The 23,641-nt window shown below is 40.5% G+C and carries 24 protein-coding genes and 1 rRNA gene; 7 read left to right on the top strand and 18 right to left on the bottom strand.

Annotated elements, in window-relative coordinates; all coding sequences use genetic code 11:
* Positions 1 to 19: 19 nt before the first annotated feature.
* The 8 genes from gspJ to gspC form a co-directional block, all read right to left on the bottom strand.
* On the bottom strand, positions 20 to 640 hold the full coding sequence (gene gspJ, locus AKG98_RS13685) for a type II secretion system minor pseudopilin GspJ (protein WP_067046702.1): 621 nt from the start codon (positions 638 to 640) through the stop codon (positions 20 to 22).
* 1 nt (position 641) lies between these two features.
* On the bottom strand, positions 642 to 1,031 hold the full coding sequence (gene gspI, locus AKG98_RS13680) for a type II secretion system minor pseudopilin GspI (RefSeq protein ID WP_067046699.1): 390 nt from the start codon (positions 1,029 to 1,031) through the stop codon (positions 642 to 644).
* Positions 1,031 to 1,636 (bottom strand): type II secretion system minor pseudopilin GspH, encoded by a 606-nt coding sequence (gene gspH / locus AKG98_RS13675; protein ID WP_067046696.1) that lies wholly within the window; start codon positions 1,634 to 1,636, stop codon positions 1,031 to 1,033. The genes gspI and gspH overlap by 1 nt, the downstream gene beginning before the upstream one ends.
* Before the next feature lie 116 nt (positions 1,637 to 1,752).
* Positions 1,753 to 2,187 carry a type II secretion system major pseudopilin GspG gene (gspG, locus tag AKG98_RS13670; RefSeq protein ID WP_067046693.1) on the bottom strand — a complete coding sequence of 145 codons (435 nt, stop codon included), beginning with the start codon at positions 2,185 to 2,187 and terminating at the stop codon, positions 1,753 to 1,755.
* 25 nt (positions 2,188 to 2,212) lie between these two features.
* A complete protein-coding gene (gene gspF, locus AKG98_RS13665) occupies positions 2,213 to 3,433 on the bottom strand; it encodes a type II secretion system inner membrane protein GspF (RefSeq protein ID WP_067046690.1) in 1,221 nt (406 codons plus the stop codon).
* A gap of 2 nt (positions 3,434 to 3,435) precedes the next feature.
* On the bottom strand, positions 3,436 to 4,935 hold the full coding sequence (gene gspE / locus AKG98_RS13660; RefSeq protein WP_067046687.1) for a type II secretion system ATPase GspE: 1,500 nt from the start codon (positions 4,933 to 4,935) through the stop codon (positions 3,436 to 3,438).
* Positions 4,936 to 7,029 carry a type II secretion system secretin GspD gene (gene gspD, locus AKG98_RS13655; protein WP_067046683.1) on the bottom strand — a complete coding sequence of 698 codons (2,094 nt, stop codon included), beginning with the start codon at positions 7,027 to 7,029 and terminating at the stop codon, positions 4,936 to 4,938. It abuts the gene before it with no gap.
* Positions 7,030 to 7,082: 53 nt separating this feature from the next.
* Complete coding sequence (gspC, locus tag AKG98_RS13650; protein ID WP_067046680.1) at positions 7,083 to 7,955, bottom strand: type II secretion system protein GspC; 873 nt, start codon at positions 7,953 to 7,955, stop codon at positions 7,083 to 7,085.
* Between the two features lie 434 nt (positions 7,956 to 8,389).
* On the opposite strand from gspC, the gene hslR reads away from it, so the two are divergent.
* From hslR to AKG98_RS13625, 5 genes are all read left to right on the top strand, one after another.
* Positions 8,390 to 8,803 (top strand): ribosome-associated heat shock protein Hsp15, encoded by a 414-nt coding sequence (gene hslR, locus AKG98_RS13645; protein ID WP_067046678.1) that lies wholly within the window; start codon positions 8,390 to 8,392, stop codon positions 8,801 to 8,803.
* Positions 8,804 to 8,822: 19 nt separating this feature from the next.
* Entirely contained in the window at positions 8,823 to 9,704 is an 882-nt protein-coding gene (gene hslO / locus AKG98_RS13640) for an Hsp33 family molecular chaperone HslO (RefSeq protein ID WP_067046676.1), read from the top strand.
* Between the two features lie 174 nt (positions 9,705 to 9,878).
* A complete protein-coding gene (gene pckA, locus AKG98_RS13635) occupies positions 9,879 to 11,510 on the top strand; it encodes a phosphoenolpyruvate carboxykinase (ATP) (RefSeq protein ID WP_067046675.1) in 1,632 nt (543 codons plus the stop codon).
* Between the two features lie 161 nt (positions 11,511 to 11,671).
* On the top strand, positions 11,672 to 12,157 hold the full coding sequence (gene greB / locus AKG98_RS13630; protein ID WP_067046672.1) for a transcription elongation factor GreB: 486 nt from the start codon (positions 11,672 to 11,674) through the stop codon (positions 12,155 to 12,157).
* A gap of 48 nt (positions 12,158 to 12,205) precedes the next feature.
* On the top strand, positions 12,206 to 14,548 hold the full coding sequence (locus AKG98_RS13625; protein ID WP_067046669.1) for a Tex family protein: 2,343 nt from the start codon (positions 12,206 to 12,208) through the stop codon (positions 14,546 to 14,548).
* A 181-nt stretch (positions 14,549 to 14,729) separates the two neighbouring features.
* On the opposite strand, the gene tuf is transcribed toward AKG98_RS13625, so the two are convergent.
* From tuf to AKG98_RS13585, 8 genes are all read right to left on the bottom strand, one after another.
* Positions 14,730 to 15,914, bottom strand: coding sequence for an elongation factor Tu (gene tuf / locus AKG98_RS13620; protein WP_067046666.1), 1,185 nt, complete (start codon positions 15,912 to 15,914; stop codon positions 14,730 to 14,732).
* A gap of 64 nt (positions 15,915 to 15,978) precedes the next feature.
* The gene (gene fusA, locus AKG98_RS13615) at positions 15,979 to 18,072 is read right to left on the bottom strand and encodes an elongation factor G (protein WP_067046663.1); all 2,094 of its coding nucleotides are present in this window, start codon (positions 18,070 to 18,072) and stop codon (positions 15,979 to 15,981) included.
* A 68-nt stretch (positions 18,073 to 18,140) separates the two neighbouring features.
* Positions 18,141 to 18,614: a 30S ribosomal protein S7 gene (gene rpsG / locus AKG98_RS13610; RefSeq protein ID WP_017223615.1), complete on the bottom strand. Its 474-nt coding sequence runs from the start codon at positions 18,612 to 18,614 to the stop codon at positions 18,141 to 18,143.
* Between the two features lie 84 nt (positions 18,615 to 18,698).
* Complete coding sequence (gene rpsL / locus AKG98_RS13605; protein WP_006033662.1) at positions 18,699 to 19,073, bottom strand: 30S ribosomal protein S12; 375 nt, start codon at positions 19,071 to 19,073, stop codon at positions 18,699 to 18,701.
* 228 nt (positions 19,074 to 19,301) lie between these two features.
* Positions 19,302 to 19,592, bottom strand: a complete 291-nt coding sequence (gene tusB / locus AKG98_RS13600) for a sulfurtransferase complex subunit TusB (protein ID WP_067046660.1) — start codon at positions 19,590 to 19,592, stop codon at positions 19,302 to 19,304.
* Positions 19,593 to 19,606: 14 nt separating this feature from the next.
* On the bottom strand, positions 19,607 to 19,963 hold the full coding sequence (gene tusC / locus AKG98_RS13595; RefSeq protein WP_067046645.1) for a sulfurtransferase complex subunit TusC: 357 nt from the start codon (positions 19,961 to 19,963) through the stop codon (positions 19,607 to 19,609).
* Between the two features lie 22 nt (positions 19,964 to 19,985).
* Positions 19,986 to 20,384 (bottom strand): sulfurtransferase complex subunit TusD, encoded by a 399-nt coding sequence (tusD, locus tag AKG98_RS13590; protein WP_067046643.1) that lies wholly within the window; start codon positions 20,382 to 20,384, stop codon positions 19,986 to 19,988.
* 12 nt (positions 20,385 to 20,396) lie between these two features.
* Positions 20,397 to 20,780 carry a RidA family protein gene (locus AKG98_RS13585; protein ID WP_067046641.1) on the bottom strand — a complete coding sequence of 128 codons (384 nt, stop codon included), beginning with the start codon at positions 20,778 to 20,780 and terminating at the stop codon, positions 20,397 to 20,399.
* A 336-nt stretch (positions 20,781 to 21,116) separates the two neighbouring features.
* Here AKG98_RS13585 and pyrB point away from each other — a divergent pair, with 336 nt between their 5' ends.
* On the top strand, positions 21,117 to 22,049 hold the full coding sequence (gene pyrB, locus AKG98_RS13580) for an aspartate carbamoyltransferase (RefSeq protein ID WP_067046621.1): 933 nt from the start codon (positions 21,117 to 21,119) through the stop codon (positions 22,047 to 22,049).
* 4 nt (positions 22,050 to 22,053) lie between these two features.
* Positions 22,054 to 22,515, top strand: coding sequence for an aspartate carbamoyltransferase regulatory subunit (pyrI, locus tag AKG98_RS13575; RefSeq protein ID WP_067046618.1), 462 nt, complete (start codon positions 22,054 to 22,056; stop codon positions 22,513 to 22,515).
* Positions 22,516 to 22,575: 60 nt separating this feature from the next.
* Here the strand turns inward: pyrI and AKG98_RS13570 are convergent, their stop codons facing one another.
* Positions 22,576 to 23,136, bottom strand: a complete 561-nt coding sequence (locus AKG98_RS13570; protein ID WP_067046615.1) for a DUF1415 domain-containing protein — start codon at positions 23,134 to 23,136, stop codon at positions 22,576 to 22,578.
* A gap of 211 nt (positions 23,137 to 23,347) precedes the next feature.
* A 5S ribosomal RNA gene (gene rrf / locus AKG98_RS13565) occupies positions 23,348 to 23,463 on the bottom strand.
* Positions 23,464 to 23,641: the final 178 nt, after the last annotated feature.

The following is a 23,641-nucleotide window of genomic DNA, read 5'->3' as shown; positions in this document are numbered from 1 at the left end:
TTAACTGTCGATTGTCGCTTTAGGTAATTGTCGCTTTAGGTAATAGGAATAAGCGTTGAATTTCACCAAAACCTTTTAATGTTAGCGTCATTTTAACGCCATCAGGTAGTGCGGTTTTGTTTGTCCAAGTCTCACTCCATTTATTTTCATGATAAAACTCAAACGTGAGCGACTCAACATTTTCTAAGATCAACTGCCTCTTTGGTTCTTCGCCTGTCGTCGGGTCTAAATAAACATAACTTAAACGTTCTAAGTGCGCATCTTTAACACGATACATTACCCGCTGTAACGATGAACGTGGTAACTGGGATAACGGATTACGCCAACCACTGCGAACGAAAGCAATACCATCGTCATCACTATCAAACATAAATTTTCCCGCTTGCAGTGGCATTGCAGTCAGTTCGTCATCACTGCGATTATTACGCGCATTCATTTGTTGAAAATCACGCTCGACAATGACCATTGCCCGTTGCAATTGTTTTAATGCATTCCCGTGTTCTTTCGAAATTTCATCACTGCGTAATACGCCTTGCAATACTTGATAAGCTCCCAGACTGAGCAAGGCAAAGATGGCGATCGCAATCATCATCTCGATCAATGTAAAGCCACTTTTTTTCATAGTATGTTGTTGTCTCATCTTAGCGCACCACATAGGTGAGTAGATGGCTAATCGTTGAGTCATACTTCTTATCTGTCGCCACTTCGACTGTCACCCCGACAAAATCACTGCTGTCTGTCGATTCTGCTTTATAACGCCAATACCAAGTTCGACCTGCTAATTCAGACTCACCTTTTCGCCATGACTTTCCAGGTATTGTTTTTGATAATTTTAATTCAGTTAAAGTATTAGCAGCTACCCAATTAGCGAATGTTTTTTCTTCCAAATAGGCTAAGCTACTGAGATTTTCAGTCGCGACTTTCATCACGGCCAGACCAGCCGTGCCAAATACCGCCATCGCTACCATGACTTCTAATAATGTCATGCCAGCTTGCTTAAATAATGTTTTCTTTCCTAAACATGGTTTCATTAAAATCCATCCATCGTGGTATTAATCATTAATTTTCCATATTCATCAAATTGGACCTTGATACTACTGTCCCCAACGTCCGCATCCATGTAGGTAAACGTCAACGTAAAATCGGTAATTTCACCGCTTGAATAAATAAACACATCTGGTTCGATACGTTCGTCTTTTTCATCACCTTCAAATAGCCCGCCATCATCCTCAAACAAACCATCATCATCAGCAAATAGCTTGCGATCACCTAACAAGCTGCCTTCCGCTTTCAGCCCTGCTAACTCAAGTGACATAAGCATGTCTTCTTGTAGCTCTTTTTTAGCAAAAAACTTAGAGTCATTAAATGCGGACCATTTATCATTGTCATTTAAATAAACAAATTGATAGTGCTGTTCTTCAATCACGATCCCCATTTCAATACTACTGAGTAAGGCTTCTTCTTCGGCCAGTTCTAGCACACCGATAAAACGAGCTGCTTCTTTTTTGAGTAGCTTATCAGGGCCAGAGGAACCCATTGTCATGACAACACCGGTGACCATCATGCCCATTAAGAATATAACTAACATTATCTCTAATAGTGTAAAGCCAGATTCTTGATGAGTACGATTTTTCATTGTGTACCTTTGGTCATTGTTGATATGCATTCTAATAGAGTAGAAGTTAACATCGAATGCGTTCAGATGGATAAAAAAAGGCACAGAAAATAACCTGTGCCTCAATAAAAAATTAGTTACTTATCATGCATGTTCCAGTTGCCGATATCATCATCGGAACCTTCTTCACCATCTAAGCCAATAGAATAAATATCAACTTGGCCATTTTCACCCGGACTCACTAACAGATATTCATTACCCCAAGGGTCTTGCGGTAACCGTTTTATATAACCGCCGTTACGATAATCTCTTGGCGCAGGATCCACATCTGGCTCTACAACTAATGCATCCAAACCTTGTTCTGTTGTTGGATAACGGCTGTTGTCTAACTTATACATATCCATCGCATTTTCTAACGCGACAAGATCTGATACTACTTTTTGACGATCTGCTTTATCTTTATTACCTAGTAAATTAGGAATAACCATTGATGCAAGTACACCTAAAATCACAATAACGACCATGATCTCTAACAGGGTAAAACCTGACACATTCCGTTTTTTATTATTCATAACGTCCTCTACTTTAAATAAAAATCTAACCTGAAACCATATTGTTTAAAGACAAAATCGGTTGAAGAATTGCCATCACGATAAATAATACAACAAACGACATACTCACCACCAGTAAGGGTTGAAAAATGCCTAATGCCATAGCCACTTGCGCTTCAAATTGTGAATCTTGGTTATCTGCCGCACGTTCTAACATTGGGCCTAATTCACCACTCTGTTCACCACTGGCGATCATGTGTAGCATCATAGGTGGAAATAGCTTTGTTTCCGTTAATGCAGCTCTTAAACTGGTACCTTCACGAACGCGCATTGTCGCTGCTTCCACTAATTTTCGTGCATGCATATTCGTTAATACTTGCCCTGCAATCGACATACTTTCGAGTAGCGGTACCGCACTGGCATTTAAAATACTTAATGTTCGCGCGAAACGCGCAGTATTGATTCCACGACTCACCTTACCAATGACAGGCACTTTTAATAATCGTTCATCGAATATCAAGCGATTCGCGGGTTTTAATAACAAGCGTTTAATAAGAATGATAGTAAGGACAATGCCAACAACAAGATAAAGACCATAGTTACTGACAAAGTCAGAAAGTCCGATCAATATTTGGGTGATTTGCGGTAATTCTTGTCCCATGTGTTCAAACTGGCCAACAACTTTGGGCACAACACTTGTCAATAATAGCGACACAACACCAATAGCCACCAGCGTTAACATGACCGGATAAATCATGGCTTGCGTTAATTGACTGGCCATTTTTTGGCGTTGTTCGGTATAGTCAGCCAAGCGATTTAGTACTTTATCTAAATGACCTGACTTTTCGCCAGAGGCCACCATAGAACAATACAAATCGTCAAAGGCATGAGGGAACTCAGCAAAACTTTCTGCTAACGTATGTCCTTCAACCACACGACTGCGTACGGCTAAGATCATGTTCTGAATACGCGGTAGTTCACTTTGTTCTGCTACCGCTTTTAATGACTCTTCGAGTGGTAGGGAAGCAGCAATTAACGTGGATAACTGGCGGGTTAATAACGCCATATCCGCCGTACTAATACCACGTTTAAATGAAAAAATACCTGCCGCTTTTTTATTTTCAGCCGCTGCAGACATTTCCACTTCCAGTGGGGTTAAGCCTTTCTCGCGCAACAAAGTACGCGCTTGCTTTGGCCCATCGGCTTCCACAACCCCTTTTTTCTTTTTACCTTTTTGATCAATCGCCAAATAAGAAAATGCAGGCATGCTTATCCCTCTCTTGTCACACGAAGTACTTCTTCTAAGGTGGTGATACCTTCCAGTACTTTAGCTAGGCCATCTTGACGGATACTTGCTGTGAATGGGCGAATATGCCGCTCGACAATCTGTTCACCTGCACCACTGTGGATCATATCTCGCACATCTTCATCGACAATTAATAATTCATGAATACCAGTTCGACCACGGTAACCTGTTTGATTACAGTTTTCACAACCTTTAGGATGATAAATAACTGTCGCGTCAGCCACACGATTAGAAGCCAGTTGCTCAAGTTCGCGTTCTGTTGGCGGAGCGCCCTCTCGACAATCGGGACAAAGCGTTCGTACTAATCGTTGTGCCAGTACACCCAATATACTTGACGACAATAAAAAGGGCTCTAATCCCATATCACGTAAACGAGTGACGGCACCCACTGCGGTATTGGTATGTAAGGTAGATAATACGAGGTGACCCGTTAAACTAGCTTGAACGGCAATTTGCGCTGTTTCTAAATCACGTACCTCACCAATCATCACAACATCGGGATCTTGACGTAAAATAGCACGTAAACCACGTGAGAAGGTCATATCAACTTTTGGATTAACTTGCGTTTGCCCAATGCCATCAAGTTGATATTCAATTGGATCTTCAACCGTTAAGATATTACGATCTCTACTGTTAATTTCCGATAACGCAGCATATAAAGTAGTACTCTTACCTGAACCAGTAGGACCGGTAACCAAAATAATACCGTGCGGTTTATGAATCAGTTCCGACATCTTATTTCGGTTATCTAACGTCATCCCCAAATGCTTTAATTCTAACTTAGCGTTATTCTTATCGAGTAAACGCATTACGACACGCTCACCAAAACTCGATGGTAAGGTTGATACACGCACGTCAACACCACGTCCACCAATTCGCAACGAAATTCGCCCATCTTGGGGAACACGCTTTTCCGCGATATCCATTTTTGACATGACTTTAATTCGTGATATTAACAATGATGCCAATTTCCGATTCGGTTTCAAAATTTCTCTTAATACACCGTCAATACGGAAGCGGATCACCAGTGCACGCTCAAATGTTTCCACATGAATGTCTGAAGCACCTTCTTTAATCGCTTCACTGAGCATGGCATTGATCAATTTAATGATCGGCGCATCGTCATCGGACTCCAACAAATCTTCTTCGGTTGGTAGCTCCTCAGCTAACGTAAAAAAATCAACTTCATTACCAATGTCCTGCATTAACTGTCTGGCTTCTGATGAGTCACGTTGGAATACGTCGGTCAGTTTTAATTCAAATGCTTCATCATCTAACAACACCAATTGAAACGCTTGGCCAAGGTTACGGCGTACTTCAAGTACCGTACTCGGAACAACATCGGCCTTGTGATATAACACCCAGCCCTGTTCACCTTCACTTAGCACCACCCCAAATTTTTTGGCGAACGAAAAAGGCAAGCGTTCGCTTTCACTTACCTCGTCATAATCCTGAGTACTCATCTACTCAGCCTCACTTGTCGTTTTAGGTTTCGTTCTCATATCAAATTCAACCGTTTGATTATCTTGTTCTTCCAGATATTTACGAAGTGCAGGCGAAATAACACGCTCTTCATCAAATTTAGGTAGCACTGGAACATCAGTAAACGGCATCAGTGCGACACCTTTTTCTTGTTGTAGCAGTTGATTCGCGCGCATTAAACTGTACTTACGATTACTGATACCACGAATCGATGCATTATCACGAATAATGGTTGGTTTAATAAAGATCATTAAATTACGTTTTTTAGTACTTGATGATGTAGACTTAAATAAATTACCAATCCAAGGAATGTCGCCGAGCCAAGGTACCTTAGAAATACTTTCAATCACTTGCTCATCAAGTAAGCCACCAATCACGATCGTTTGCCCACTGTCCACTAAAATAGTGGTATTTACCTGACGTTTCGCAAAAGTCACATCCACCGCAGTAGAACCTAATACTTGTGATACCTCTTGCTCAATTGTTAACTGTACCGCATCACCTTCGTTAATTTGTGGCGTTACTTTTAATTTAATTCCCACTTCCCGACGCTCAATCGTCTGGAACGGATTTTTATTATCCGAACCTGTTGAAGAACCTGTAATAACGGGCACTTCTTCACCAACAATAAATGTGGCTTCTTGATTATCGAGTGTCATGATACTTGGCGTAGCAAGAAGGTTAGAATTAGAATCTGTAGCAGCCGCTTGAATAATAGCACCGAAGGTTTTCGACCCATTCATAACCCCCATAATCATGCCATTCACACTACCAAGTGCAGAAGCAAGTGTTGAAGTATCACCAGAAGTTGTAGTCGTCCTAGGTGTTTCTATACCTGTTATAGGGTCAGTATAAATCGTTGTCGTTTTTTTATCCTGTGCATCATAAATACCACCAGCAAGTGCACCTAAAGATACTTGTTTGCCATTATTATATTGCGTGCCACCTGCGGCGGTTGCCCACTGAACACCAAAGTCAATGCCGTCACCTTCTGATATTTCGACAATAATCGCTTCAACCAATACTTGTGCACGGCGAATATCAAGCTGACTAATTACTTGTTCTAAGGTACGCATCACATCCGGTTGCGCGGTGATCACCAACGCATTGGTGTCTTCATGCGCTTCAATACCCGGGCTTGATTTTGAACTCGATTTTGATTTAGATTTACTCGATGAACCAGACGTCCCACCCTCAATAGCGTTACTCACCCCTTTTAAAACTTCGGCAACTTCTTTGGCATTCGCGTATTTCAAGTAAATGACTCGGGTATTACCTGTGCTTTCTAATTCGCTATCAAGCTGTTGGATTAATTTAGCTACACGCTGACGCGCTTTGGGATCACCACTAATCACAACCGCGTTAGTTCTGTCATCAGCAACAACTTTAGGTTGTAAAATACTTGGGATCTTCGATTTCCCATCGCCTTTGGTCACACTATCAATAATACGAACCATCTCACTAGCAGATGCGTATTTAAGATGAATAATATCAACGGCCTGATCTCCCGCTTTATCTACACGGTGGACAATGTCTACTAAACGATTAACCACAGCTGCGCGGCCTGTCAGCATTAACACATTAGACGGTTCATAATGCACTACATTACCGCCACCAGCATTATCATTTAATTGGCGTAATAACGGAGAGAGCTCACGTACCGATACATTATGTACAGGTACGACACGCGTAACCATTTCATCACCCTGACCAGGGTTGTTATCGTCAACCACAGGTATGCTTGATGTTTTTGCTACTTTGCTTTTAATAACTTTAAGTACACCATTGTCCATCTTGACAACGGAATAACCGTATACATCTAAAACATTAAGAAAGAACTGATAATACTGTTCTTCATTTAATAGATCGTAACTACGAACATTCACCTTGCCACGCACACTCGGATCAATGATCATGGTTTTATTTAAGTTTTTACCCACAACATTAATAAATTCATTAATATCTGTGCCTTTAAAACTTGCAGAATAATCGGCAGCCATGGCCATCCCACTCAAACTCAGCAATATCCCTGAGGTTAAGCTTGTTAATTTTTTTCCAACGTTATTAAGGTTCATCTTTATCCTTAGCTACCTAAGTTACCGGCTTAAAAAGTGTGTCGCTCAAATGGCTACTCTGGCATACTTAAATAAATACTGTGTAATTGCCCATCACGCTCAACTGTCAGGGACATTTCGGTCAAGTCTTTCAGTTGCTTGGCAACTTCCATTGCTTGGCGAGTATCCGTTAAATCATATCCATTTAACGATACGGCGAGATCATTTGGTTTTAAACCAACTTCTTTAAATAGTTCACGGTTTTTACCTGGATTAACACGGTAACCCGCTAATTTCCCATTCGTGCGAACGGGAGAAATACGTACATAATCGGTAATGCTGGCAGGGTTTGCTAATAAATCTTTACGTAGATTAGAAAGGTCTCTAGGTGCTTGTCTTGAACTTTCGTTATAAGACTGTCGCCCGCTCGTCTCACGAGTGAACTCTTCACCATCTAACATTAACGTTTCTAAGCTACCTCTATATTCAATGATTACACGATCAACCAGTACCTGCTTTAACACCGCATTCGTCTCGCCAATGTCATCATCAATCCCGTACGTGTCTTGCTTACCTTTGAGCTCGATAATAGCTAATGCAAGACTTGGTTCACTACTCGCGACAAGGCCGACTAATATTAAACGTAAGCGTGTTTTTGGTGCATCAATAGTCTGTACAGCGACAGACGCTTGATTTTCCGTTTTCTGTTTTCCAAATAAATTTAAATTACGAAGTGTGTTTAATTCATAACTTTTGGCTTGATCACTGCCATGGCCAAATATAGGTTGCCATAATGTTGCAGAATCTGACTTTGTCGGCCATAACTGCCAAGTTAACACCGCTGATTGATAACAAAATACAGCGAGTAAAAAACAGCAACAAAAGGTCGATATTTGTTTTTGAGGTAGTTTGATTATAAGCTGCTTAAGCGCGTCTAAATTATCCATTTTTGTATTACCCTAATACAGCATTACTTTCAAAATAAGCTATGTTTACCAACGTTTGTGATTAACACGAATAAAAGTCGTAAATTGAACTGACCAATACTAGCCTTCTCGCTCTATCCGTACAAGCCTTAAACACGACAAACATCAGTTAAATCATATAAATCAGATGAATCAGATGAATCGGGGGGGTTATGATAAAACATTAATATTTTTTTGATAAAAATATATGCCAGCGCTAACCATTAAAGAATATATGAATTCTGATTATTCGCCACACTATTATTACAACACTTACAAATGAAACTATGATGAAAGAAATGTGAAATCAACGACGTGATTTAGTTAATGAAATGTGTATTACTGCTGAATAAAAGACTCTCTTACTGCTTTATTTATCTGTTATAATCAGGTCAATAAGATCGTTTATTTGGAATATGGTTACATTCAATATGTCAAAAAATACCAAACCAGATAGTGATGTGCGTTTTGACAAGTGGTTATGGGCTGCACGGTTTTTTAAAACCCGCGCCATTGCCAGAGAAATGATCCAAAGTGGTAAAATCCGCTACAATGATCAACGCACAAAACCCAGTAAAACCGTTGAGTTGGGTGCAACAATAAAAATAAAACAAGGCTTTGATGAAAAGGAAGTGATCGTAAAGCAGCTTTCCGCACAAAGGAGAGGGGCACCAGAAGCGGCTACTTTGTATGAAGAAACACCAACCAGTGTTGAAAAGCGTGCACAAAATGATGTCGCGCGTAAACTGAATACATTGTATAACCCTAGCCCTGATAAACGTCCCGACAAGAAACAACGTCGAGAACTATTGCGGATAAAAAATCATTAACTTTAACGTCGAGAATATTATGAGCCAGAAAGATTTATTACACCGTTACCTGTTTGAAGATCACCAAGTACGTGGTGAGATTGTACAACTTGAACAAAGCTTTATTGATATTTTAGAAAACCTAAATTATCCAAGACCTGTTCAGCGCCTACTCGGTGAGCTACAAGTTGCAACAAGTCTATTAACAGCGACATTAAAATTTAAAGGCTCTATCACGGTTCAGTTACAAGGTGACGGTCCGGTGACACTTGCTGTTATTAATGGCAACGAAGATCTTGAATTACGTGGAGTGGCTCGCTGGAATGGTTCAGTACCAGACACCAACAATGTAAAAGAACTGATTGGTAAAGGTGTAATGGTTATTACTATCTCACCAGACAAAGGCGAACGTTATCAAGGTATCGTTGATCTTGGTGGCGAGACTTTACAAGAATGTTTGGAACAATACTTCGAACAGTCTGAACAGCTAACAACACGTTTGTGGTTCCGTACTGGTAAAGTTGGCTATAGAAAACAAGCTGCCGGTATGATGCTACAAAAATTACCAGCATCAGACGACAAGAAAAGTTCACACGAAGATTTTGAACACCTAGCAGCATTAACAGCAACGATTAAAGATGATGAATTATTTAATCTTGATGCTGAAGATGTGTTAGTACGACTTTATCACCAAGAAAAAGTACGTTTATTCGACCCACAAACCGTGTCATTTAAATGTGGTTGTTCACATGAACGTAGTGCAACAGCATTACTTAGCGTAGCAAAAGAAGAGTTACTTGATATTATTGCTGAAAAAGGACAAATAGAGATGCACTGCGATTATTGCGGTTCGCTTTATGCCTTTAATGCGGGAGATGTAGAAGATATACATGCACCGCAAATTGGCAACCCAGTACATTAAACAAGATGTGAATAAGAGTGTAGCAAATACACCGCAGCACATAGTTTAACAAGACTACATTTAGTAATAAGGGTGCCGTTAGTGCACCCATTACTATTAATAAAATGTAATTTGAAACCAAACTTAATTTAATCTGAAACAATAAATTAAACTCTGTACCCCCAGGAGATACCAATGACAGAAGTAAAACATAAAAATACAGTTATTGGCGCCACTATCGATCTATCGGTATATGGCATCAAGGATGTTGAAGAAATCGTATATAACCCTTCTTACGCGCTACTTTTTTCAGAAGAAACAAAAGTAGGTCTAGAAGGTTATGAAAAAGGGACTGTCACTGAATCAGGTGCCGTTGCAGTTGATACAGGTATCTTCACTGGTCGTTCACCAAAAGATAAATACATTGTTCGTGATGATACGACTCGCGATACAGTATGGTGGTCAGATCAAGGTAAGAATGATAACAAAGCCATCTCTCAAGACGTCTGGAACGATCTGAAAACACTGGTAACACAGCAACTTTCAACAAAACGTTTATTCGTTGTTGATACTTACTGTGGTGCTAATGCTAATACACGTATTAAAGTTCGCTTCATCACTGAAGTTGCATGGCAGGCGCATTTCGTTAAGAACATGTTCATCCGTCCAACCGAAGCAGAATTAGCCACTTACGAACCAGATTTCGTGGTTATGAATGGTGCTAAATGCACAAACCCAGATTGGGAAAAGCACGGCCTAAATTCTGAAAACTTTGTTGCTTTCAATTTAACAGAGAAGATTCAACTTATCGGCGGTACTTGGTACGGCGGCGAAATGAAAAAAGGTATGTTCTCTTATATGAACTACCTATTGCCACTGCAAGGTATTGCATCAATGCATTGTTCAGCAAACATCGGTTCTGACGGTGAAACCGCCATCTTCTTTGGCTTATCTGGTACAGGTAAAACAACATTATCAACCGATCCAAAACGCCAATTAATTGGTGATGATGAACACGGTTGGGATGATGATGGCGTATTCAACTTCGAAGGTGGTTGCTACGCAAAAACAATTAAGTTAAGTGCAGAAGCAGAACCAGAAATCTTTGGTGCCATTCGTCGTAATGCACTGCTTGAAAACGTAACCGTACTTGACGGTGGCGTAGTTGATTATGACGACGGTTCGAAAACAGAAAACACCCGTGTTTCTTACCCTATCGAACACATTGAAAATATCGTTAAGCCGATCTCGAAAGGCGGTCACGCAAATAAAGTTATTTTCTTAAGTGCTGATGCATTTGGTGTGTTACCACCCGTATCTAAACTAACACCAGAACAAACTAAATATCACTTCTTATCAGGTTTCACGGCTAAATTAGCCGGAACTGAGCGTGGTATTACAGAACCAACACCAACATTCTCTGCCTGTTTCGGCGCGGCGTTCCTATCGCTTCACCCAACCAAATACGGCCAAGAACTTGTTAAACGTATGGAAGCATCGGGCGCGCAAGCTTACCTGGTTAATACGGGTTGGAACGGCACAGGTAAACGTATTTCAATTAAAGATACACGTGCAATCATCGATGCCATTCTTGATGGCTCAATTGAAAAAGTGGAAAGTAAAACTATCCCTTACTTCAATTTAGAAGTACCAACAACGCTACCAGGTTGTGATACTAAGATCCTTGACCCACGTGATACATACGAAGATGCAAATGTGTGGGACGAGAAAGCAGTGGCGCTTGCAAAACGTTTCGTGAGCAACTTCGAGAAGTTCACCGATAACGAAGAAGGCAAAGCACTGCTTGCTGCAGGACCGCAACTTTAAATTTTATTTAAGTTAACGTTATACCGCTTTAAATAATGCACAAAAATGCCAGTATCGAGCAATCGACCTGGCATTTTTTATACCTGCAAAAACGATAATGAGCTATTCGGCTGCGCTATTGCTATAATTTCAAATCACCATAATTTAACAAGGTCACAGCATTGGCTATATCAAACTTAATCACCCGAGTCGGCTGGGAAACCTTAGATAAGCGTCTTAAGTTCCTTTGGAAAGAAGAGCGGCCAAGAGTCACAAAAGTTGTGTCTTGGGCGGCGTCTCTAGGCGACCGCAGTGATAATGCAGATTATAAAGAGAATAAACATTTACTGCGTACTATCGATCGCGAGATCCGTTTTTTAGTTAAACGTCTCGAAGTACTAGAAATAGTCGATTATAACCCACAGCAAGATGGCACCGTTTATTTTGGCGCCTATGCCGAATTAGAAGATGATGATGGCACGGTGATCCAATGCCGTATTGTCGGCCGTGACGAATTAGACTCAAAGCGTAATTTCGTTACCGTTGACTCACCAATGGCAAAAGCCCTTATCGGTAAACAAGTTGATGATGAGGCGATAGTGCATACGCCTGCCGGTAGTAAAACGTGGTACATCAACAAGATCCAATACCACCCATTTACAGCGTAATCATCGGTATTCATGTCATCACCAATCTATTCATTTTAAGGATCCAAAGTGTCTAAATTAGCAACTCTTATCGCGCAAGAAATTAATGCGCATGTCCGCCAAGTTAACGCTGCAATTACCCTACTTGATGACGGGTCGACTGTCCCTTTTATCGCACGCTATCGAAAAGAAGCCACAGAAGGCTTAGATGATGGTCAATTAAGAACGTTAGAACAGCGCCTGACCTACTTACGTGACTTAGAAGCGCGCCGTGAAACAATTTTAAAAAATATCGCCGAACAAGATAAGTTAACCCCGCAGTTAACAGCCGCTATCAACGCAGCAGAAACAAAAACACGTTTAGAGGATCTCTACTTACCTTTTAAAACAAAGCGCCGTACGAAAGGACAAATAGCGATTGAAGCAGGGTTAGCACCATTAGCAGAATCTCTGATTGCAAACCCACAACAACAACCGCTCAAACTAGCCAAACAATTTATCACATCAGACGCTAATTTTGCCGAACCAGAACAAGCATTAGAAGGTGCAAAATTTATCCTGATGGAAAAAGCCAGTGTCGATGCTGAGCTTATTGCCAAAGTACGTAAACAATTACTTGCCTATGCAACACTGGAATCAAAAGAAAATAAAAAATCAGCGACTGCAGACAGTAAGTTTAAAGACTATTTCAGTCACAGTGAAGGCATCAGAAAAGTGCCCTCACACCGTATGCTCGCCATGTTACGAGGTAAAAATGCCGGTGAATTACAGATTGGTTTAAACGCAGATCCCGAATTTACTGAAAAAAATGCCACCAGTTATTGTGAAGTCATTATCGCCAAGCACCTCGGTATTAGCTATCAAAACAAACCCGCAGATGAATGGTTAAAGTCGGTTGTTCACAGTAGTTGGAAACAAAAATTACTCAGCCAATTAGAAACTGAGTTAATCGGGAAAATGAAAGAGTCAGCTGAAATCGAAGCCATCAAAGTATTTGCTGCTAATCTGACAGCCTTACTAATGGCATCCCCTGCGGGACCAAAAGTCACCCTTGGACTTGATCCTGGTTTACGTACAGGTTCTAAAATTGCGGTTGTTGATGCAACGGGTAAATTACTTGATCACACCACTATCTATCCACATGTTCCACAGCAACAGTGGCAACAATCATTATCAACACTAGCGACACTATGTCAGCGTTATAACGTTGAGTTAATCAGTATTGGTAACGGTACTGCATCGCGAGAAACAGACAAACTGGTTGCCGAATTAATCAAAGCAAAACCAGAACTGACATTACAGAAAATAATGGTCAGTGAAGCAGGGGCTTCTGTGTATTCAGCATCAGAATTAGCAGCGAATGAATTCCCACAACTTGATGTCTCTATTCGTGGTGCGGTATCGATTGCTCGACGTTTACAAGATCCGCTCGCAGAACTGGTAAAAATTGATCCTAAAGCTATTGGTGTTGGTCAATATCAGCATGACGTGAACCAAAGCTTATTATCAAAACAATTAGATATCGTTATTGAAGATTGCGTAAATAAAGTCGGTGTTGATGTTAACCTGGCATCTGCCGCCCTACTCTCTCGTGTTGCAGGACTGAATAAAACCATCGCCGAAAATATTGTGAATTACCGCAATGACAATGGGCCGTTTAGTAAACGAAATGAGCTAAAGAAAGTCGCGCGCTTAGGCCCTAAAGCATTTGAACAATGTGCCGGTTTCTTACGTATCTTAAATGCGAAAGATCCATTAGACAGCACAGCTGTTCATCCGGAATCATATCCTGTAGTAAAAGACATAACGCAACAAACAGGTAAAAAAATCACTGAGATCATGGGCAATGGCGAACTGCTTAAATCACTCAATCCACAAGATTATACCAATGCTAAATTTGGTCTGCCGACAGTTCAGGATATTATTCAAGAATTAGAAAAACCAGGACGCGATCCAAGACCTGAATTCAAAACTGCGACATTCAAAGAGGGAATTGAAAAAATAACCGATTTAAAGCCAGGTATGCAGCTTGAAGGGATCATTAGTAATGTGACTAACTTTGGTGCCTTTGTTGATATCGGTGTCCACCAAGACGGTCTAGTACACATTTCAGCGTTAACCAATCGCTTTGTTAAAGATCCACATGAAATCGTTAAAGCGGGTCAGATCGTTAAGGTTAAAGTCACAGAAATTGATATTGCCAGAAAGCGTATTGCACTAACGATGCGGTTAGAGGATGAAGTGCCAGCGGAAAATCATCATGCAGCTAGCAATACGAAGCCATCATTTGGCAACAGTCCTAAGCCAAGCAAGCAGTCACAACCAAGAAAACAAAATATACCGGAGAATAAGAATATGGCGATCAGTAACAGTGCGTTTGCCGATGCCTTTGCTAATGCCAAGAAGCGTTAACGACTAAGATGGATATGGCGGACAGCGTTCGTCATATCTTGCGTTTTCATTACTCACGTTGACCAAAAGTTAATACTATATTCGCATCCTTGATTCAGTTATTAATAACAAACTATAAATTACAGACGAAAAAAAAGGCCGCCGAAGCGACCTTTCTCAATATTGTTTAAAACAATCGAAATTAAGCGATTACTTTAGAAACAACACCAGCACCAACAGTACGGCCACCTTCACGGATAGCGAAGCGTAGACCTTCTTCCATCGCGATTGGGTTGATTAGCTCAACAACAAACTTAAGGTTGTCACCAGGCATAACCATTTCAACACCTTCTGGAAGCTCTACAGCACCAGTGATGTCAGTTGTACGGAAGTAGAACTGTGGACGGTAACCTTTAAAGAAAGGAGTGTGACGACCACCCTCTTCTTTAGAAAGTACGTATACTTCAGATTCAAACTTAGTATGTGGAGTGATTGAACCAGGCTTAGCTAGTACTTGACCACGTTCAACATCTTCACGTTTAGTACCACGTAGAAGTGCACCAATGTTCTCACCAGCACGACCTTCGTCAAGCAGTTTACGGAACATTTCAACACCAGTACAAGTAGTAGTTTGAGTATCACGGATACCAATAATTTCTACTGAATCACCAACGTTAACGATACCTTGCTCAACACGACCAGTTACAACAGTACCACGGCCAGAGATTGAGAAAACGTCTTCGATAGGCATAATGAAAGGCATATCGATAGCACGTTCTGGATCAGGGATGTATGAATCTAACGCTGCAGCTAGTTCAAGAATCTTAGCTTCATATTCAGCTTCGCCTTCAAGAGCTTTAAGAGCAGAACCTTGGATAACTGGTAGGTCATCACCTGGGAAGTCATATTCAGAAAGAAGTTCACGAACTTCCATTTCTACTAGTTCAAGTAGTTCTTCATCATCAACCATATCACATTTGTTCATGAATACGATGATGTAAGGAACGCCAACCTGACGAGAAAGCAGGATGTGCTCACGTGTTTGTGGCATAGGACCATCAGTTGCAGCAACAACTAAGATAGCGCCGTCCATTTGAGCAGCACCAGTGATCATGTTTTTAACGTAATCAGCATGTCCTGGGCAATCCACGTGTGCATAATGACGTTGTTCTGTATCATACTCTACGTGTGAAGTATTGATCGTGATACCACGTTCTCTTTCTTCAGGAGCATTATCGATTGATGCGAAATCTTGAGCTTCACCACCGTATACTTTTGCAAGTACATTTGTGATAGCAGCTGTTAGAGTTGTTTTACCATGATCAACGTGACCAATTGTACCTACGTTTACGTGGGTTTTATTACGTACAAATTTTTCTTTAGACACGACGTGTACCTTCTAATTATCAGTTAAGCCTTTATCTTATGATAAAGACTACCAAAGTTAAACTTTATTTCGCTTCAATAATTTTGTCAGCGATGTTTTTAGGTGCTTCGTTGTATTCAAGGAATTCCATTGAATACGAAGCGCGGCCCTGTGTAGCTGAACGTAGTGCAGTTGCATAACCGAACATTTCAGACAACGGAACCTTAGCATGAATAATTTTAAGACCTGAGTGGCCATCATCCATACCTTCGATCATGCCGCGACGACGGCTTACGTCACCAACAACATCACCCATCCACCCCTCAGGAGTGGTAATTTCGACTTTCATCATTGGCTCAAGCAAGGCTGGATTTGCATCCAATGCGCCCTGTCTGCAACCAAAAGAACCCGCGACCTTGAATGCCATTTCATTGGAATCAACATCGTGAAATGAACCACCGTAGAGTGTAACACGAACATCCATGATAGGATATCCAGCTAACACGCCCTGATCCATCTGTTCTTTACAACCTTTTTCTACCGCTGGGATGAATTCGCTAGGAACCTCACCATCAACGATTTCATTCACAAATTCAAAACCAGCGCCCGCTTCAAGCGGTTCCAATCTCAGCAGAACATGGCCATATTGACCTTTCCCGCCTAATTCGCGAATGAATTTACCTTCTGCTTCAACTGAATCACGAATTGATTCACGATATGCAACCTGAGGCTTACCAACGTTGCATTCAACGTTAAACTCACGACGCATACGGTCAACAATAATGTCCAGGTGAAGTTCACCCATCCCAGATATCAATGTTTGCGCTGACTCTTCGTCAGTTTCAACACGGAATGATGGATCTTCAGCGGCTAATTTACTTAGCGCGATAGCCATCTTATCTTGATCGGCTACTGTTTTCGGCTCTACAGCAATTTGGATAACCGGTTCCGGAAAATCCATACGCTCAAGAATTACTTTATGATTAATATCACAAAGCGTATCACCAGTAGTAACATCCTTAAGACCAATTGCCGCAGCAATATCGCCGGCACGTATTTCTTTCAATTCTTGACGATCATTGGCATGCATTTGCACAATACGACCTAAACGTTCACGCTTCTGCTTAACAGAATTATAAACGCCATCGCCCGTATTGACCACTCCAGAATACACCCGTAGGAACGTAAGCGTGCCTACAAATGGGTCGGTCGCGATCTTAAAGGCTAATGCAGCAAAGGGAGCGTCATCACTTGATAAACAAGTAATTTCGTTCTCATTCTCATCAATACCATTGATATCTTTCACTTCCGTTGGGCTAGGAAGAAATTCAACTACTGCGTCAAGTACCGCTTGTACACCTTTATTTTTAAAGGCAGAACCACAAGTCGCAAGTACGATCTCGTTGTTCAGCGTACGTTGACGTAAACCAGCTTTAATTTCTTCTTCAGATAATTCACCTTCTTCAAGGTATTTATCCATAAGCTCATCGTTAGCTTCGGCGGCTGCTTCAACCAATTCTTCATGTAATTCTTCTGCACGCTCAAGTAGATCTGCAGGAATATTGCCATAACTAAATGACATACCTTGATCTGCTTCATTCCAGCTAATTGATTTCATCTTAATTAAATCAATTACGCCTTCAAACTCTTCTTCCGCACCAATGTTTAACTGGATAGGAACACAAGTCGCGCCCAGACGATTACGAATTTGGTCAATGACAGCTTCAAAATCAGCACCGGTACGATCCATCTTATTAACGAATACGATACGTGGTACTTGATATTTATTAGCTTGACGCCAAACCGTTTCAGATTGTGGTTCAACACCTGATGCACCACAAAACACGACAACTGCGCCATCAAGGACTCGCAAAGAACGTTCTACTTCAATCGTGAAGTCAACGTGTCCCGGAGTATCAATGATGTTGATACGGTGCTGCTTAAATTGCGCATCCATACCTTTCCACATTGTTGTTGTCGCAGCAGAAGTAATGGTAATACCACGCTCCTGCTCCTGTTCCATCCAATCCATAGTAGCTGCGCCATCATGAACTTCACCCATCTTATGTGAAAGACCAGTATAGAACAGAATTCGTTCTGTAGTTGTAGTTTTACCCGCATCAACGTGAGCACAAATACCAATGTTTCGGTAGAGCTCGATCGGAGTTGTACGTGCCACAATAAATCCCTTACTAGGAAACCTAGACAGAAAGTAATTGACGCAGATTTAAAATCTGCGTCCAAAAATTACCAGCGATAGTGAGCAAATGCTTTATTCGCGTCAGCCATACGGTGAACGTCTTCACGTTTCTTAACCGCAGAACCTTTGTTTTCAGCAGCGTCGAATAGCTCTCCAGCTAGACGAGCAGCCATTGATTTTTCACCACGTTTACGTGCTGCTTCAACTAACCAACGCATAGCTAGTGCATTACGACGAGAAGGACGAACTTCTACAGGCACTTGGTAAGTTGAACCACCAACACGGCGAGATTTAACCTCAACCGATGGACGAACATTGTCTAAAGCGATTTCGAAAAGCTCTAGGTGTGTTTTATCTTCACTTTTAGTAGAGATAGTTTCTAGCGCACCGTATACAATCGCTTCTGAAGTAGATTTTTTACCGTCTACCATTACGATGTTGATGAATTTTGCTAGGATTTCTGATCCGAATTTTGGATCTGCTAAAATTTCTCTTTTAGCTACGACGCGACGTCTTGGCATCTCTTATTCCTCGTTGTGCTTCAGGTATTACCCAAAACTAATAAATAGTTAACAGTTTGCTTGGCCTTACTAAACGAAGAATTATTAATTCTTAGGACGTTTAGTACCGTATTTAGAACGACCTTTACGACGGTCACTAACACCAGCTGTATCTAACGCACCACGAACTGTATGGTAACGAACACCCGGTAAATCTTTAACACGACCACCACGGATTAGGATCACGCTGTGCTCTTGAAGGTTATGGCCTTCACCACCGATGTATGAAGTTACTTCATAACCGTTAGTTAGACGAACACGTGCTACTTTACGTAGAGCCGAGTTAGGTTTTTTAGGAGTCGTTGTGTATACGCGAGTACAAACACCACGACGTTGTGGACAAGCTTCAAGAGCAGGAACGTTAGTTTTTGTAACGTTTCTTACGCGAGGCTTGCGTACTAATTGGTTAGTAGTTGCCATTTAAAATAGCTCCGTTGAGTTTTTTACGTGTGAAAAATCATCCCTAATATAGGGACGCAGAATTTTAGTCATTGAGCCTTTAGCTGTCAAGCATAAGAACAGTATTATTCAAAATAAATCAGTTTATTCACCAATAAATCGCAAATAAACCGCTTTTACAACACTACTAGATAAAAACTTACCCACAGTTTATAGGGCAACAATGAAAATTCGTACAGTTATGCTTCTTTAATTCCAAGTCTGTACTTGTAAATGCGACACAGTCAGGTTAACAAATTCTAGATAGCTAACTTGCTGACCTAGAATACATTTCAACCCTCTTGCGTCCAGATCTTCAGTCAAAGTGTAAACACTTATCTTTGGTAGGAGATCTTGAAGTATTTTAGCATATTTATGCTGTGATGCCGTAATGACGACAGCATCTTGAATAAAGAGCAGCGCATCACCCTCATTGAGATAAGCCAGGCTGTCAATAAATGTGTTTTTTGAGAACGGCGACGATTTAATAATGTGAAGCATGATGTTATCACCAATCAAAAATTCAAAATAATAGCATGCTGGCGTATTCGCTGATTAATTTCTAGCTGTGGTAAACGTTCAGCATCGATAATCAACTCAATATCGCTTATACCACGCTCTAGAAGCGAGTCTGCGCACACATAAATGTTTTCGATATCATATAAGTCAAACAGTCCAAATGTAGGCGCAAAATCCCGGCAAGCGATATTTTGAGGCTTTTGGTTGCTGACTAACTGATAAACGCCATCGCCAATAAAAAAAACACTTAACTCTTCCGTTAATGCAGACGTAGCAAGGATGGCGTCTTGTGTTTCTCTGGCGAGACTGGTGCCATGAGGAACTTGACGAGTAACAAACGCGGCTCTCAACATATTTTCAACCAAATGTAGATAATTAAAACTGGATAACCCGATCAGCAGTCATAATCGACTCTGCTAATTGACCTAATCCGGTTAATTGAAATGGTAACTCAAGATTAAACTGATTCTTTCCAGTCCTATCCGCTTCATTTTGATCAATAACACCACGCCTTAGCGCTGCACCTGAACATATATCTAAAGGAATTAGATGCTCACGAGCCATCACGAGCCAAGCATTATATAAATCAAATTCATCTGCGGCTGGAGATGTCAATGTTGAACCATTAAGCACACCATCATTATAAAAAAATACACGTTGAATAGTATGACCTAACTCAATCGCTGACTTTACATAATGATAGGCGCTTAAAGCGTCTTGACTACCATATGCTGGACCTGTAACAAGCACAGCAATAGTGACCGATTTAGACATAATTAAGCCTAATTAAAGTGTGTAAGCGATAGCTTCAACTTCAACTAATACATCTTTCGGTAAACGAGCAACTTCAACACATGAACGTGCAGGTGCATTCTCAGGGAAATAACGTGCGTACACTTCATTGAAGGTAGCAAAATCATTCATATCACTTAAGAAACATGTTGTTTTGATTACTGTATCTGCACTTGCATTTGCTGCTTTTAAAACTGCCATTAGATTTTCCATGACTAATTCAGCTTGCTCTTTCACGCCACCTTCAATAATTTCCATCGTCTCTGGCACTAATGGGATCTGTCCTGAAGTAAAAACCATATTACCAAGTTGATTAGCTTGTGAGTACGGACCAATTGCAGCAGGTGCATTCGTTGTAGAAATGATTTTTTTACTCATTGTAAGTTCCATAAATTTATCAATGCTCCCATATTCAGAGCGAGTATATTGCACTATCTATACGCATTATATTTAATAACACGCGTAATAAGCAAATCTAGAGCAACGAATAGTTTAAACTTTATAGATTTTTTTACATAAAATTAATTTGATTAGTGCTTTCTGTCGTTTTTATTTTAAGCTAAAATTACCAATTGTGTTTAGCGGATTAGAGGGTTAACGAATGTTCATATCATTAGACCATAGAGCCCTCACCCTATGCATGCAAACTTGTAAGGCCTCATAAGTATTCATATGAGGCTTTTTTTGGATAATTCTGATCATCAGGGCACAAAAATGGTAAATCCGTTATTTAGAAAACATATAGTATCTATCAATGATATCTCACGTAATGAGCTAGAACTTATTGTTAAAACTGCGGCAAAACTAAAAAAGCAGCCACAGCCCGAACTTTTAAAAAACAAAGTAATTGCGAGCTGTTTCTTTGAAGCATCAACACGAACACGATTATCATTCGAAACGGCTATCCAACGATTAGGAGGGACCGTTATTGGCTTCGATAATGCGAGTAACACCTCACTTGCGAAGAAAGGTGAAACCCTTGCCGATTCAATCAGTGTGATCTCAAGCTATGCGGATGCATTTGTGATGCGCCACCCTCAAGAAGGGGCTGCAAGATTAGCATCAGAATTCTCCAATGTACCCGTTATTAACGGCGGTGATGGCTCGAATCAACACCCTACACAAACATTACTTGATCTGTTTTCTATTTACGAAACACAAGGCCGTTTAGATAATTTAAATATCGCTCTGGTGGGAGATCTAAAATACGGTCGAACGGTTCACTCTTTAGCACAAGCCCTTGCTAAGTTCAGTGGTTGTAAATTCTATTTCATTGCACCTGATGCGTTAGCAATGCCTGAATATATCTGTGACGAGCTTGATGAACATAATGTCAGCTATGCCAGTTATAACTCAATTGAAGAAGTCGTGCCTGAAATCGACGTTTTATACATGACTCGCGTACAAAAAGAACGTTTTGATGAAACAGAGTATCAACACATGAAAGCTGGTTTTATTTTATCTGCCAGTTCATTAAAAAATGCGAAAGATAATTTAAAAGTACTTCACCCTCTACCACGCGTTGATGAGATCACTGTCGATGTGGATAAAACGCCATACGCTTATTACTTTCAGCAAGCTGAAAATGGCGTTTATGCACGTGAAGCATTACTTGCACTTGTATTAAACGAAACAATTGAAGGATAAGATAATGAAAAGCAATCATATGCAAGTAGAAGCTATCTGTAATGGCTATGTTATCGATCATATCCCATCGGGACAAGGTGTTAAGATCCTAAGACTATTCAGTCTTACAGACACTAAGCAGCGTGTTACGGTTGGTTTCAACCTGCCAACTCATGATGGTGCGACCAAAGACTTAATTAAAGTTGAAAACACTGAAATAACAAAGTCACAAGCGAATCAATTAGCACTACTCGCACCAAATGCAACAATCAATATTATTGAAAACTTCGAGGTGACAGATAAGCATTCGCTAGCATTACCAAAAGAAGTTGAAAATGTGTTCCCATGCCCAAATTCAAATTGTATTACGCACGGAGAACCCGTCATTTCATCTTTTACCATTAAAATGATCAAAGGTAATATAGGTCTGAAATGTAAGTATTGTGAAAAAACATTTTCAAAAGAAATTGTAACTGCACAAGTTTAATTCAGATTAATGCAGAGTTGCTTCTCACTGATACAGCTCTGCTATATTCACTTTATAGAATTATTTAATTTTCACATCAAAACACGCTTCTAATTCTGCTTTTATTTCTGCAAATCCTTTTTTTCTTAACAACTCAATATTGCGTTCAGGGATCGCTTCTGGATTAGGAAATACTCTTAATACGCGCGCCATTTCATCTTCGCGAATAATATGAAGAATCGGATAAGGAGAGCGGTTAGTAAAGTTAGCAGCATCTTGCATTGTCGTATCATCAAAACGATATTTAGGGTGCATATGCGCTAATTGATAAACACCTTCATAGTCCTGCATCTCTAATAAGTCGTTCGCATAATCGATTAAATCGAGAAAATCATCAAAGTTGCCACTCAGTTTAGGAATAACAACTAATGTTGTCGCAATATCTTCATTCGTATCTAAACGAATAAATTCAGCGTTAACGTGCTCTAACAATTCAGTTAAATTAGTCCCGTCAAGTACAGTGCAATGAATCGACTTTCGCTCTAATTCTTTTTTCGCGAAAGGACAAATATTATATTTCACAATGATCTCTTTCACCCACTTTAGAGTCTGTAATTTAATTATCTCATGGTTATCAGTCATACAAGGATCCTAAACATCTGAATTTAAGGAGTTAACCACAAAAAATGTGATTAAGTCTAAGTGGTGAAAGTATATTTGAATAGATTTTAGCTTAATCGCTAATAATTTACAGATATAAAAAAAGCCGATATCAATGATATCGGCTTTTTTCGTTCAAGACAGTGTCTTGAATCATTCTTTACCCAAGGTTATACCTTGAATCTGATTTGGCGTTTGGCGATGCCCTACTCTCACATGGGGAGACCCCACACTACCATCGGCGTTATTACGTTTCACTACTGAGTTCGGAATGGAGTCAGGTGGTACCGCAACACTATGGTCACCAAACAAATTTTTCGAGTCTTACGAATCATCTGCTCTTGTTTAAGACTACGTCTTAAACAATATTTATTCAGAGCTAGCGCTGAATAAATAGTAATTGGCGCTTGGCGATGCCCTACTCTCACATGGGGAGACCCCACACTACCATCGGCGTTATTACGTTTCACTACTGAGTTCGGAATGG

This window comes from Moritella sp. JT01 (genome assembly GCF_001574435.1).
Lineage (GTDB): Bacteria > Pseudomonadota > Gammaproteobacteria > Enterobacterales > Moritellaceae > Moritella.
The sequence above is the reverse complement of the archived record's forward strand: the minus strand, read 5'-3'. Positions and strand labels throughout refer to the sequence as shown.